At 43.6% G+C, this 12499-nt stretch carries 13 protein-coding genes; 8 read left to right on the top strand and 5 right to left on the bottom strand.

The window, feature by feature from the left end:
- Positions 1 to 13: 13 nt before the first annotated feature.
- Positions 14 to 421, bottom strand: a complete 408-nt coding sequence (locus EMP01_RS04510; protein WP_129020277.1) for a hotdog fold thioesterase — start codon at positions 419 to 421, stop codon at positions 14 to 16.
- 114 nt (positions 422 to 535) lie between these two features.
- On the opposite strand from EMP01_RS04510, the gene EMP01_RS04505 reads away from it, so the two are divergent.
- The 3 genes from EMP01_RS04505 to EMP01_RS04495 all read left to right on the top strand — a co-directional run bounded on the left by EMP01_RS04505 (position 536) and on the right by EMP01_RS04495 (position 3429).
- Positions 536 to 1177 carry a hypothetical protein gene (locus tag EMP01_RS04505; RefSeq protein ID WP_129020276.1) on the top strand — a complete coding sequence of 214 codons (642 nt, stop codon included), beginning with the start codon at positions 536 to 538 and terminating at the stop codon, positions 1175 to 1177.
- 123 nt (positions 1178 to 1300) lie between these two features.
- Positions 1301 to 2578 carry a phosphoribosylamine--glycine ligase gene (purD, locus tag EMP01_RS04500; protein WP_237559472.1) on the top strand — a complete coding sequence of 426 codons (1278 nt, stop codon included), beginning with the start codon at positions 1301 to 1303 and terminating at the stop codon, positions 2576 to 2578.
- Positions 2579 to 2610: 32 nt separating this feature from the next.
- Positions 2611 to 3429 carry a M48 family metallopeptidase gene (locus tag EMP01_RS04495; RefSeq protein ID WP_202615988.1) on the top strand — a complete coding sequence of 273 codons (819 nt, stop codon included), beginning with the start codon at positions 2611 to 2613 and terminating at the stop codon, positions 3427 to 3429.
- Positions 3430 to 3509: 80 nt separating this feature from the next.
- Here the strand turns inward: EMP01_RS04495 and EMP01_RS04490 are convergent, their stop codons facing one another.
- Positions 3510 to 4175, bottom strand: coding sequence for a DUF1287 domain-containing protein (locus EMP01_RS04490; RefSeq protein ID WP_129020275.1), 666 nt, complete (start codon positions 4173 to 4175; stop codon positions 3510 to 3512).
- 49 nt (positions 4176 to 4224) lie between these two features.
- Here EMP01_RS04490 and EMP01_RS04485 point away from each other — a divergent pair, with 49 nt between their 5' ends.
- The 4 genes from EMP01_RS04485 to sucC all read left to right on the top strand — a co-directional run bounded on the left by EMP01_RS04485 (position 4225) and on the right by sucC (position 8279).
- Positions 4225 to 4914: a hypothetical protein gene (locus EMP01_RS04485; RefSeq protein ID WP_129020274.1), complete on the top strand. Its 690-nt coding sequence runs from the start codon at positions 4225 to 4227 to the stop codon at positions 4912 to 4914.
- Between the two features lie 272 nt (positions 4915 to 5186).
- A complete protein-coding gene (locus EMP01_RS04480) occupies positions 5187 to 6227 on the top strand; it encodes a sensor histidine kinase (protein WP_129020273.1) in 1041 nt (346 codons plus the stop codon).
- Positions 6224 to 6901 (top strand): LytR/AlgR family response regulator transcription factor, encoded by a 678-nt coding sequence (locus EMP01_RS04475; protein ID WP_202615987.1) that lies wholly within the window; start codon positions 6224 to 6226, stop codon positions 6899 to 6901. Before EMP01_RS04480 ends, EMP01_RS04475 begins: the two co-directional genes overlap by 4 nt.
- A gap of 154 nt (positions 6902 to 7055) precedes the next feature.
- The gene (sucC, locus tag EMP01_RS04470) at positions 7056 to 8279 is read left to right on the top strand and encodes an ADP-forming succinate--CoA ligase subunit beta (RefSeq protein WP_129020271.1); all 1224 of its coding nucleotides are present in this window, start codon (positions 7056 to 7058) and stop codon (positions 8277 to 8279) included.
- 226 nt (positions 8280 to 8505) lie between these two features.
- Here sucC and EMP01_RS04465 read toward each other — a convergent pair whose 3' ends face one another.
- From EMP01_RS04465 to EMP01_RS04455, 3 genes are all read right to left on the bottom strand, one after another.
- Positions 8506 to 9057 (bottom strand): rod shape-determining protein MreD, encoded by a 552-nt coding sequence (locus tag EMP01_RS04465; protein WP_129020270.1) that lies wholly within the window; start codon positions 9055 to 9057, stop codon positions 8506 to 8508.
- A 17-nt stretch (positions 9058 to 9074) separates the two neighbouring features.
- Positions 9075 to 10052 carry a rod shape-determining protein MreC gene (gene mreC, locus EMP01_RS04460; protein WP_129020269.1) on the bottom strand — a complete coding sequence of 326 codons (978 nt, stop codon included), beginning with the start codon at positions 10050 to 10052 and terminating at the stop codon, positions 9075 to 9077.
- 79 nt (positions 10053 to 10131) lie between these two features.
- The gene (locus EMP01_RS04455) at positions 10132 to 11154 is read right to left on the bottom strand and encodes a rod shape-determining protein (protein WP_124636459.1); all 1023 of its coding nucleotides are present in this window, start codon (positions 11152 to 11154) and stop codon (positions 10132 to 10134) included.
- Between the two features lie 276 nt (positions 11155 to 11430).
- On the opposite strand from EMP01_RS04455, the gene EMP01_RS04450 reads away from it, so the two are divergent.
- Complete coding sequence (locus tag EMP01_RS04450; RefSeq protein ID WP_129020268.1) at positions 11431 to 12441, top strand: NAD(P)/FAD-dependent oxidoreductase; 1011 nt, start codon at positions 11431 to 11433, stop codon at positions 12439 to 12441.
- Positions 12442 to 12499: the final 58 nt, after the last annotated feature.

Raw genomic sequence — 12499 nt, 5'->3', positions numbered from 1 at the left:
TCATATTGGGGGCCTATTCGACCGGCTTTCCGGTGCGGTAAACAGTACCTTTAAATACACATATGAGTTTACCTTCCTCATTATAGGTCTTGATGTCATACAGGGCAGTAGTCTTACCCAGATTGATCTCCTGTGCCTCTACCGTAAGTCTCTGTCCTTCAAAAGCCGGGCGGGTATAAGAAATAGACACTTCCATAGCCACACTCAGTATGCCATGACTGTTGCAGGCAAATGCCAGTGCCGAGTCTGAAGCAGAAAATAATACCCCACCATGCACTGTGCCGAATCCGTTCAGCATTTCTGGTCTTATAGTATAATGCAGTTTGCTGTATCCGTGATCTACCTTTTCTATATCCAGGTCCATCCATTGAGAAAAGCCATCTTTCTTCATTAAAATATCTTTAGCTTGCTCCGGGCTCATAACCATTTAATTTTTGTTGGGTACAAATCTAAACATTTTCCGATCATATTAATTTAGGTGCCTGTTTAAACCCTGCGTAAATTGCACAGTCTTAAATGCACTAAATAGTTAGAGATGAAAAAAATACTATTACTGACAACGATTGCTGCTTCTTTTCTTTTAAGCGGATGTTATAAAGAATATGTGGATCCTTATCCGCCAGACAATACCTATGAATTTGTAGATGAGTTTGTAGATAACCGTAATGACTGGAACTTTGCCGATAATGTAAATGATGCTTACGGGGTAGTATCCAACGGAACATTTTCTTTCAATTATCTCGACCCCAACGGAGTAGCTTCTTATGTAGCTAAAAATATACAGTTCAATCCTGATCGCAATTTCGTGATCCAGACCCGTATCGGTTCTGACAATAATATGGGATTACTCTTTGGTTATGATGCCGCTTCAGGCGCTTATGGTTATTCCTTCACCATTAGTGTAGACGGATACCTGGCGCTTTATGACGAGGGTGGTAACGGAGGTAGTAATGATATTTCGACCATCGTAAGTCCACGTACAGCCAGCTATGTTAATGGCAATGGTAACTGGAACGAGGTTAAGATCGAACAATCTGGTAATAACTGGATCGGATATGTAAATGGTTATAAAGCCTTTACCGTACCCGCCCGTTATATTGTAAAGGGTAGCGTAGGCTTTGTAGTGGTTGGTAATACCCGCGGAGAAGCGGATTATATACAGGCCAATTATTACTAAAATAATTCATAAAATAACAATTTCAGGCTATAGAATCGGCATATACCCCCGGGTGTGTGCCGATTTTTTGTGAAAAATGGGTGTACATTTGCCGTAAAATCACATTTTATCACATTATTTTCTATGATGAATATTTTACTGTTAGGATCCGGAGGTCGCGAATCTGCCTTATCCTGGAAAATGAGTCAGTCTCCTCTTTGTCAAAAACTGTTTATCGCACCTGGTAATGCGGGTACGGCTGCATATGGTACCAATATTGCTTTGGGTATCAATGATTTTGAGGCGATCAAGGCTTTCTGTATCGAAAACCAGATCGATACACTCTTCCCGGGTTCGGAAGATCCTTTGGTAAACGGTATTTATGATTTTTTCAAAAGTGACGATGAACTGAAGCATATTACAGTCGTAGGCCCGTCTAAACTGGGCGCAGCACTGGAAGGCAGCAAAGATTTTGCCAAAGCCTTTATGCAACGCCACAATATTCCTACCGCGGCATATGCCACATTTGATGCCGGTAATTTTGACGAAGGTCTGGCTTACCTGGAGCAGCACAGCACACCTATTGTACTGAAGGCTGATGGTCTGGCTGCAGGAAAGGGTGTAGTCATTACAGAAGATAAAGAAGAAGCGAAAAAAGTATTTACCGCCATGATCAAAGAAGCGCAATTCGGAGATGCAGGTAGTAAAGTAGTTATAGAGCAGTTCCTTACCGGTGTAGAATTATCTGTTTTTGCCTTTACCGATGGTAAACATTATGTACTGTTACCGGAGGCAAAAGACTATAAGCGTATAGGTGAGGGAGACAAAGGCCTCAATACCGGTGGTATGGGCGCTATCTCTCCGGTGCCGTTTGCACAGGGCGAGTTTATGCAAAAAGTGGTAGACCAGGTGGTTGAACCAACGATCAAAGGTCTGGCTGCAGAAGGAATTCCGTATTACGGATTCGTGTTCTTCGGTCTGATCAATGTAAACGGTGATCCTTTTGTGATTGAATATAACTGCCGTATGGGCGATCCGGAAACGGAAGTCGTAATGCCGAGACTGGAAAACGATCTGCTGGAGCTGATCGGACAGATGAAAGCCGGCACCCTGGATAAAGCAGTGGTAAAACATAAAACTGAAGCAGCCTGTACGGTAATGCTGGTAGCCGGTGGCTATCCTGAAGCGTATGAGAAAGGTGATGCTATCAGCGGCCTGGACCAGGTAAAAAGCAGTATAGTATTCCATGCAGGTACTACCACCAAAGATGGTGCCGTAGTCAGCAATGGTGGTCGTGTACTGGCCGTTACCTCTTATGGAAATGACATACAGGACGCACTGCGTACATCATATGAGAATATTGCATCCATATCTTTCCGGAACATGAACTTCCGTAAGGATATCGGGTATGAGTTTAAATAACCTCATCGATAACCACCTAAATACGAGTACACATGAAAAAAGAAATGAAAAAAGTATTGGGAGCGGTAATGGCAGTAGCCATTGCCGGAAGTGTAGCCGGGTGTTTTAAAAACCCCACTACAGGCAGAACCTCGCTGAACCTGGTACCGGAAGGTACCCTTACCTCACTGTCCAATGAGCAGTATAACACCTTCCTTGCCCAGAACAAAAGAGTGACCGGCACGGCAGATGCACAAATGGTACAGCGGGTAGGCAATAAACTGGCACAAGGCATTCAGGCCTATTATGCCGGTAAAGGCCAGAGCAGTATATTGAAAGGATTCAACTGGGAGTTTAACCTGGTACAGGATGCCCAGAAAAATGCCTTCTGTATGCCCGGCGGAAAAGTGGTAGTGTATACCGGAATTCTCCCGGTTACAGCAACAGAAACCGGACTGGCAGTAGTCATGAGCCATGAGATTGCCCACGCCATTGCACGTCATGGTAATGAACGCATGAGCCAGGGACTGATACAGGAGTTTGGCGGAGCAGCATTGAGTGTAGCACTGGCCAATAAACCGCAGGAAACCCGTAACCTGTTCAATACAGCTTACGGAGTAGGAACCTCAGTTGGGGTTATCTTACCCTTCTCCCGCAAACATGAGTCTGAAGCAGATCTTATGGGACTGGACTTTATGGCTATGTCGGGATATAATCCTTCAGAGGCAGTAGGCTTCTGGCAAAGAATGGCTGCCGGTTCGGTCGGTGCCCCGCCGGAGTTCCTGAGTACGCATCCCAGCGATGCCACACGGATCAAAAACATCCAGAGCCATTTGCCACAGTCAATGGCGATCTATAGTACCAAAAAGTAATCATTTTTAATAATTCAACAGATGGGGCGGCAAATTGCCGCCCCATCTGTTGAATTATATATCTCAAAACGTTGTCATGTTTATGAAGGTAAACGATAATGCCCTATGATCTCAAACTTAAAGAGACAATCTTCCAGCACCTGGCCATTGCCGATATTGTGTACAATCATGTAATGCGTTCTGTGAGAGACCGGCTCCCGGCTCACAATACCGATATGGGTCTGTCCGGCAGGCAGGCGCCAGGCCACAATATCGCCGGGTAAGTAATCAGTACCTTTTTGTGTAATGGGCATTTCATATTTCTTTCGGGAAAAATATGTCATCAGATTCGGAACCCTTCTGTGGTCAATATTCCGGTCGGTAGAGTTCCGGCCCCATATCTGGGGATAAAGAGCGAAATGAGCCTGCATGTCTTCATGCACCTCTTTCTGCAGATCAATACCTATCTTGCGAAAGCTCCGGATAACGACATCTGTACACACCCCCTTACCTTTGGGAACATCTCCGTTAGGATAATCAATAGCAAAGTATTGCGGGTCGTATACAATGCGATCATCTATTATGTCTTCTGCGGCCCGGGCCAGTGCACTACCCCTTGCTGTAGCCGCAGGCAATGCGGCTCCGGCCTGCCCAGGAATGTTGTTATACCGGTCTGATTTGCCGGTCGATTTCTGTGCCGGACTATTGGTATTACAGGCATTCAGGAAACCAGCCAGTAAGAGGAAGAATAGATTTCGCTTCAGCATAAGGTATCTATGTTTACAAAAGACGCTAATTTTGTATTTTTCCATAAGTATGTACGCCCCAATTGAGATACGATACCTGACACCGCAATTCTACCAATTGTCTAAAAGCACCTTTGTAAAAGGCATGCAGTGTCAGAAGTATTTATACCTCAACAAGCATAAGCCCAAAGAGCGCACCCCGCACGATGCCGCTACCCTGGAGCGCTTCCGGGAGGGTAGAGATTTTGAATACCTGTTTAAAAGCCACTTTAGTCCCGCAGTAGATGTACCCGCTGTACTGGGCAATGATATATATACGTTGGGCGCTTCCTACACTAGAGCCGTATTGGAGCAGGAACCGGCAGTCACTATTTTTGAAGCCTGTTTTATCAGTGGCAAAACACTGGTGATGACCGATGTGCTGGTGAAGGAAGGAGATGCTTATACCATATACGAGGTCAAAAACAGCGAACAGCTCAAACCCGTTTTTATCTGGGACCTGAGCCTGCAGTATTATATCTGCAGCACGACATTAAATGCCCCGCTCACCTTCAATATAGTGCTGAACGACGGGCAGGATGGATACAAAGTCATAGACCTGACAGAAGAGCTAAAGTCCAATTATAGCGTAATGGATGAGAATATAACTGCATTTCAGCAGTTGCTAAAAGAACCGGATGCACCGGCGATACATATGGGCCCGCAATGTGAACAACCTTATGTCTGCGAGTTTAAAGCTTACTGCAGCCGTACTGTCTGAAAATAGACAAAGCCGCGCCGGGCGCGACTTTGTTGTCTACTCATACTACTATTACCTAAATAATAACCGGGGTTAGCACTACTAAAACTAAAACCGTTGTGATGCTAAAGTAGTATGCCTTTACTTGTCGGAAAAATAATATAGGTAAATGGCTGTTTTTTGTAGGAATATGCATTTTTTGACTATTTTATGCCGATGAAATACCACTTTTGGTCGCATTTTACATTTTGTATGTTGTGGTATGGACTAATTTTGAAGAACAACCGATAGATATGACTAAAAAGCAACGCACCATAATGTTTCATATACTGGGCAGTATTGGCTTCCTGATGATGCCCGTACTGTTTTCGCCCGATTTTAATACCGGACGAAACCTGTTTGCGATAAGACCTTTTCAGAATGTCTTCTGCCGGCAGGTACTGCTGCTGTTTTTCTTCTATCTCAATTACTATATTCTTTTACCCCGCTTGTTTTTTAAAGATCAGAAGCTACTGTATGTACTCATCAGTATAGCCTGCTTTTTCCTGATCCTGAAACTACCCGACTGGATATTTTTCTTTGAGCGTGCCAGGCCCAGTATAAGACCGCAGTTTCCGGCACGGCAGCACCGCCGGGCTTCCCGTTTTGTTATGGAACTGTTTGGCGGTGGCATTGTACAATTCCTTCTCATCTATTTTTCGTCTATACTCATGAAGGTTAACGTACGTATGGACGAGATGCACGAGGAAAAAACGCAGGCTGAGCTGTCTTACCTGAAAGCACAGATCAATCCTCATTTCCTGTTCAATACCCTCAACAGCCTGTATGCGCTTACGCTTGAAAAATCAGATGGGGCGCCCGAAGCCGTATTGAAGCTGTCTGGTATCATGCGCTATGTAGTGAGTGAGAGTGAGCAGGACTTTGTAGCCCTCAGTAAAGAAATACAATATATCAAAGATTATATCGATCTGCAGAAATTGCGGATCAGCGATAATGTAAAGTTCAGTATGCAGGTAGAGGGCAGTCCCGATGGTAAGCGTATAGCACCCATGCTATTGATCCCTTTTATTGAGAATGCCTTTAAATACGGGGTGAATCCCGATGAAGATTCTGTAATAGACATCAGGTTTGTGCTCTCCGATTACCAGCTGCACCTGACCGTACTCAATACCATTGCAGCAAATAGTTTTGACGAGCAGCACAAAACCGGTACCGGCATAGAAAATGTGCAGAAACGACTAAACCTTTTATACCCGCAGAAGCATAAACTTCAGTTTGCCACACAGGCAGACGGCATGTATCTTGTAGACCTGAAAATATTCCTGGAATCATGAAAGCAATTGCTATAGACGATGAACCATTGGCCCTTAAAGTGATCACCCACTTGTGTGAGCAGGTCGATTTTGTATCTCTGGAGAAGACTTTTACCAGCCAGAGCGAAGCGGTAAAATACCTGAACAAATATCCGGTAGACCTGTTGTTTCTTGATATACAGATGCCGGTAAAGAACGGGATTGAATTTTATAAAATGCTGGAGAACGGTCCTATGGTCATTTTCACCACTGCATACAGTGAATATGCGGTTGAGGGCTTTAATGTAAATGCGACCGATTACCTGCTCAAGCCATTTTCATCAGAACGGTTTATGCAGGCATTGGAGAAGGCCCGTAATGAATGGAACTTCCGTAAGAACCAGACGACCCAAAGTCACCTGATGATTCGTGCTGATTATAAACTGCACCGCATTCCTTATGAAGATATCCTGTACATTGAAGGATTGGATGACTACATACAGATCTATCAGGAAAATAAACCTCGGATCGTAGCCCGTTTTTCTATGAAAAATATCATGGAGCAACTGCCTGGAAACCTGTTCATAAGAGTCCATCGCTCCTTTATTGTGCCCCTGAAGCGGATCGATTCGGTGCAATATAAATCACTGCAGGTGGGTGATATGACCATACCAATAGGGGAGACGTATAAAGATGAGATTCAGAAGCACTTTTAGTGCACCGACAGGTATTTTTACTTTTTATGGCTAAAATATTTAATATGGAGGCCTGTTTACCAAATGATATTATAGGTAATTAGCCTTTCTATTCCAATTTTTATCTTCAAAAACTATTATATTTGCAAAATCAATTTTTTTTAAATCCATAAAAATGAATTTACACGAATATCAAGCGAAAGAGTTATTAAAAAAATACGACGTTCCTGTACAGGAAGGTGTTGCTTGCTCTACCCCGGAAGAGGCAGTAGCTGCTTACGAGAAAATTGCTGCGGAAACTAACAGCAAATTTGCTGTGTTGAAAGCGCAGATTCACGCGGGTGGTCGTGGTAAAGGTACAATGAAAGAAGTACCGTCTCAGCATGGTGTACAGGTTGTGAAGAGCGCTGATGATGTGAAAACGGTTGCTACAAATATCTTAGGTAATACACTGGTTACTATCCAAACTGGCGAAGCAGGTAAAGTAGTAAGCAAAATCCTGCTGGCAAAAGATATGTACTATGATGGTCCTAGCGATCGTAAAGAGTTCTATCTGTCTATCTTATTAGACCGCGCTACAAAACAAAACGTTATCATGTACTCTACCGAAGGTGGTATGGATATCGAAGAAGTAGCACACAGCACTCCTGAGAAAATCTACAAAGAGTTCGTAAAACCTGGTTATTCCCTGCAAGGATTCCAGGCGCGCAATATCGCATTCAACCTGGGTCTGACCGGTGATGCACAAAAAAATATGATCAAATTCGTAACCAATCTGTACAACGCTTATGTTGGTCTGGATTGCGGTATGCTGGAGATCAACCCTCTGTTCAAATCTGCTGATGATAAAATCATCGCTGTTGACTGTAAAATGAATATCGATGATAACGCCCTGATCCGTCACAAAGACATCGAAGCGTTAAGAGATAAATCTGAAGAAGATCCTACAGAAGTAGAAGCAGGTGAATTCAACCTGAACTACGTAAAACTGGATGGTAACGTAGGTTGTATGGTAAACGGTGCCGGTCTGGCAATGGCTACCATGGATATGATCAAACTGGCTGGTGGTGAGCCTGCTAACTTCCTGGATGTAGGAGGTACTGCTAATGCACAAACTGTAGAAGCTGGTTTCCGTATCATCATGAAAGATCCTAACGTAAAAGCTATCCTGATCAACATCTTCGGTGGTATCGTTCGTTGTGACCGTGTTGCTGCGGGTGTTATCGAAGCGTACAACAACTTAGGTGATATCCAAATCCCTATCATTGTTCGTCTGCAAGGTACTAACGCGGTAGAAGCTAAAAAACTGATCGAAGAATCTGGTCTGAAAGTACAATCTGCTATCCTGTTGAGCGAAGCTGCTGAACTGGTACAAAAAGCAGTTGCCGTTACAGCATAAGATTTCAGCTCCATAAGGAGTCAATATATAAAAAGGCCCGTTCCGATTCCGGAACGGGCCTTTTTATTGTTCATTGCTCTCCAGACCTCCTCCGACGCAAGTTTATAACTTGTGCCGGTAGAGCCGCACGGTTGTAAGGAGATATACTTAGCAATAAAAGAAAAGGCACGCATTATAGAATGCGTGCCTTTTTATAAATATAGTTTTGGGTACGACCCGATTAACATTAATCTTTATACTGCGTATTGATCGAGTTGGAAAACAACAGGGAATACAATGCCACAAACAGCAGGCTGGTCACCAGTGAAGCCAGCAGTTTTATCACCAGGTACAGCGGGGCATGAAGGCTCCATATATCCAGCAGTAAATATGCCAGGTGATGGAGGAACAACAATATGCTGGAATAGGTCATAAAAGGCGTCCAGTTCATCGTCTTTACCGAAGGTGAAAGGTTCTTATACTCATATATCTTACGCGGCAGAATTGGCTTTAAAACCGCCATACGGGCAAATGCCATAAATACACAAGCCGCTGCATGTATACCACCGGTATTCATAAACATATCTACTGTAAGTCCCAGTCCAAATCCGGAGATCAGTACAAACCATACAGGTGTAGAAATAGGCAGCAGCAGGATAAATAAAGGGTATACAAAAGGTGTAAAGGTAGGAAAGCCGTTAGGGCTCGTCCACCAGCGTAAAGACAATTTATTGAGCAGCAATACCTGGATACCGATCAAAGCCAGGAAGCGCAGGAAATTTCTTAAATATATACTCATTATTACAGAATCTCAGGTTATTTTTTATGTACCGCATCCATTGCCGCCTTCTCTTTGGCCGCTGCAGCTTTTTCCAGGTCTTTACGCTCCGTGCCCAGGTTATCTTTCACCACGTATACATATTTCAGGTTACGGAAGTTGTTGGATAAGCGCAGTTTCAGGTTAAGGGAGTTATTCACTTTATAAGTATCAATAGCGACAACAGTACCTACAGGCACATTTTCCGGATATACCGAATATGATGTGGTATAAGCGGTATCGCCCTTCCTTACTTTAGTACGGATATCTACCTGCGACATCGTTACAAAATCCGGAGAGTTATTGGACCAGCTGGTTACCCCTATATTACCACCGGCAATCTGTGTACTGATATTACGGGAACTGAGTACAGAAATGATGGTAGCATAATGGTTTGATACATCAGCCACACGACCTACTATACCCTCGCTGGAAACCACAGCCATATCCTTACGGATACCGTCGGCAGCACCACGGTTGATCGTAATATAGTTGTTGCGGTCATTTACAACAGAGTTATTAATCACACGGGCAGCAATATATGTATAGGAAGCATAGCCCACAATCTTAGGATTACCAAATGGCCTCAGCTCCTGTACAATAGTCGGTTTTGCCGGCTGTGTACTGTCATTTACAGCAAGAGCGCTGTCTTTTCTGGCCTTCACTGTATCGTATACCACCAATGGAACTTTGGCAGAAACATTCTGCAGGGTATCAAAATACTGAAATCCGGAAAGTTCATTATGCAGCCTTGCATTTTCTGCCAGCAACTCTTTATTGACCGTTCTGAGCTGGAAATAAGTAACTACATCATTCTGTTTTTCGTAAAAGAAGCCAGCCAATGCATTAGATGAATTGATCAGGTCAGAACCTTGCATGCTGTTACTTTTCACGATCAGCCGGAAACAGATCAGTTCCAGCAGGACGAACAGGATAACGTTCCAGTATTGTCGTATGAGCTGTATGAGTTTGACCACAAATACCGTCTTTTTATATTGTAAAATGGCTCAATTATTCAGTATTGTCTAATTGAGCCATTACTATGTGTTCTAAAAATTATTTCATCAGGAAGGTGAAACGGTCGATGTTTTTCAGCGCCATACCTGTACCTCTTACTACTGCACGTAGCGGATCTTCCGCAACATGTACCGGCAGCTTGATCTTGTTGGAAATACGCTTATCCAGACCTCTCAGCAGGGCACCACCACCAGTTAGATACAGACCTCTTCTGTAGATGTCAGAAGCCAGCTCAGGAGGAGTGCTTTCCAGTGCTTTCAGGATCGCCTCTTCAATTTTGAAGATAGATTTGTCCAGTGCCTCAGCAATCTCCTGGTAAGAAACCTGGATCTGCTTAGGAATACCGGTTACCAGGTCACGACCATTTACAGCAATATCATCTGGTGGGTTATCCAGCTCTTTCAGAGCAGAACCTACGTGGATCTTGATCTGTTCAGCAGTACGCTCACCAATGTTCAGACTGTGATAACGACGCATAGCTTCCAGGATGTCTGCAGTAAACTCATCACCGGCAATACGGATACTCTGATCACAAACGATACCGGCCAGGGAGATCACGGAGATACCAGTGGTACCACCACCTATATCAATGATCATGTTACCCGTAGGCTCTTCTACATCAATACCGATACCTAAAGCCGCAGCCATTGGTTCATGGATCATGTACACCTCTTTTGCACCAGCCTGTTCCGCACTGTCGCGAACGGCACGCTTCTCTACTTCTGTGATGCTGGACGGGATACAGATGACCATTCTCCAGCTTGGCGGGAACAACGGTTTCTTCGGATATACCATTTTGATCATTTCGCGCAGCATGCCTTCAGCCGCATCAAAGTCTGCGATCACACCGTCTTTCATCGGACGGATGGTTTTCAACTCTTCATGCGTTTTTTCGTGCATCATCATCGCTTTTTTGCCCACAGCCACTATTTTATTAGTGCTGCGTTCCTTAGCTACGATAGACGGCTCGTCAACCACTACCTGATCGTTATGAATAATTAAGGTATTTGCAGTACCTAAATCAATTGCAATTTCTTGTGTTAAAAAGTTAAATAAACCCATTTTAGTTTGTATATCATTACTTGTAACCCTTGTCAGTCAAGCATCTTGTCAGAATGCCGGGAGGAAAAAAGCACAACTATTTTACCCTGAAAAATCTCTGTTTTCCTTGTGTAGAAAATACTGGAGAATAAGAAAAGCAAAGCTAATTTTTTTATATATAAATAACAATTTGTTTTTAGAAATAGTGTAAAATTTATGTAAATCTTTAGATCTTAGTTATATGAGATTTTATGTAATGCCGAATAAAATCGTAATTTTGCGGCCTAAATTTCTATAATGATTCAGACAGATATCGCAATAATAGGCGCCGGTCCGGTTGGACTGTTTGCTATTTTCGAGGCAGGTTTATTGAAAATGCGTTGTCACCTTATTGATTATTTACCTCAGGTAGGTGGACAGCTTTCTGAAATATATCCTAAAAAACCAATATATGATATTCCTGGCTACCCTTCAGTAGGCGCGCAGGAACTGGTAGACAATCTGATGGAACAGGCAAAACCATTCCATCCTACCTTTACCCTGGGAGAGCGTGTAGAAGAAGTAGAACGCAGAGGTACTGCAGACTTCCTGATCACGACCAATCTGGGTACGCAGATCGAGGCTAAGGCTATCGTTATTGCTGGTGGCTTAGGTTGTTTCGAACCAAGAAAACCGGCTGTAGCCGACCTCGAAAAATTCGAAAACGGAAAAGGGGTTAATTATATGATCCTGGATCCTGAAAAGTTCAGAGGACAGCGCGTGGTGCTGGCCGGTGGTGGGGATTCTGCCCTGGACTGGACTATTTTCCTGGCAGATATCGTTTCAGAACTGACACTGGTACACCGCAGCGAGAGCTTCAGAGGTGCTCCGGATTCAGTATCTAAAGTGATGGAACTTGCTGAAAAGAAAAAAATCAACCTTGTTCTGAATACCAACCTTACTTCAGTATCCGGTAACGGCACCCTGCAGCAGGTAAGCATGGAGAACAGCAAAACCAAAGAAGCAACGACTATCGATGCCGATCATTTGATTCCGTTGTTTGGTCTGAGCCCTAAACTGGGACCGATTGAGAAATGGGGATTAAATATCGATAAGAGCGCTATTGTAGTGAACACCGAGGACTATTCTACAGGTGTAGAAGGTATCTGGGCTATCGGTGATATTAACACCTATACCAATAAGCTGAAGCTGATCCTGTGTGGTTTCCATGAAGCTGCGTTGATGAGCCACAGTGTGTATAAATACATCAATCCGGGTGTAAAATACACAATGAAGTATACCACCGTAAACGGTGTTAATGAGTTTTAAGCAATAATTATTGTATAAAGGACAAAGGCTGCACATTGCAGCCTTTGTTGGCTTATTG

This window comes from Edaphocola flava (genome assembly GCF_004118155.1).
Taxonomy (GTDB): Bacteria; Bacteroidota; Bacteroidia; order Chitinophagales; family Chitinophagaceae; genus Edaphocola; species Edaphocola flava.
This window is presented reverse-complemented; position numbering and strand designations above follow the sequence as displayed.

Bases quoted from the DNA above. Each gene is read 5' to 3' on its own strand.
- EMP01_RS04510 (WP_129020277.1), bottom strand. From the start codon at position 421: ATGAGCCCGGAGCAAGCTAAAGATATTTTAATGAAGAAAGATGGCTTT.
- EMP01_RS04455 (WP_124636459.1), bottom strand. From the start codon at position 11,154: ATGGGTTTATTTAACTTTTTAACACAAGAAATTGCAATTGATTTAGGT.
- EMP01_RS04475 (WP_202615987.1), top strand. From the start codon at position 6,224: ATGAAAGCAATTGCTATAGACGATGAACCATTGGCCCTTAAAGTGATC.
- EMP01_RS04485 (WP_129020274.1), top strand. From the start codon at position 4,225: ATGTACGCCCCAATTGAGATACGATACCTGACACCGCAATTCTACCAA.
- EMP01_RS04490 (WP_129020275.1), bottom strand. From the start codon at position 4,175: ATGCTGAAGCGAAATCTATTCTTCCTCTTACTGGCTGGTTTCCTGAAT.
- purD (WP_237559472.1), top strand. From the start codon at position 1,301: ATGATGAATATTTTACTGTTAGGATCCGGAGGTCGCGAATCTGCCTTA.
- EMP01_RS04450 (WP_129020268.1), top strand. From the start codon at position 11,431: ATGATTCAGACAGATATCGCAATAATAGGCGCCGGTCCGGTTGGACTG.
- EMP01_RS04465 (WP_129020270.1), bottom strand. From the start codon at position 9,057: ATGAGTATATATTTAAGAAATTTCCTGCGCTTCCTGGCTTTGATCGGT.
- EMP01_RS04480 (WP_129020273.1), top strand. From the start codon at position 5,187: ATGACTAAAAAGCAACGCACCATAATGTTTCATATACTGGGCAGTATT.
- EMP01_RS04495 (WP_202615988.1), top strand. From the start codon at position 2,611: ATGAAAAAAGAAATGAAAAAAGTATTGGGAGCGGTAATGGCAGTAGCC.
- EMP01_RS04505 (WP_129020276.1), top strand. From the start codon at position 536: ATGAAAAAAATACTATTACTGACAACGATTGCTGCTTCTTTTCTTTTA.
- sucC (WP_129020271.1), top strand. From the start codon at position 7,056: ATGAATTTACACGAATATCAAGCGAAAGAGTTATTAAAAAAATACGAC.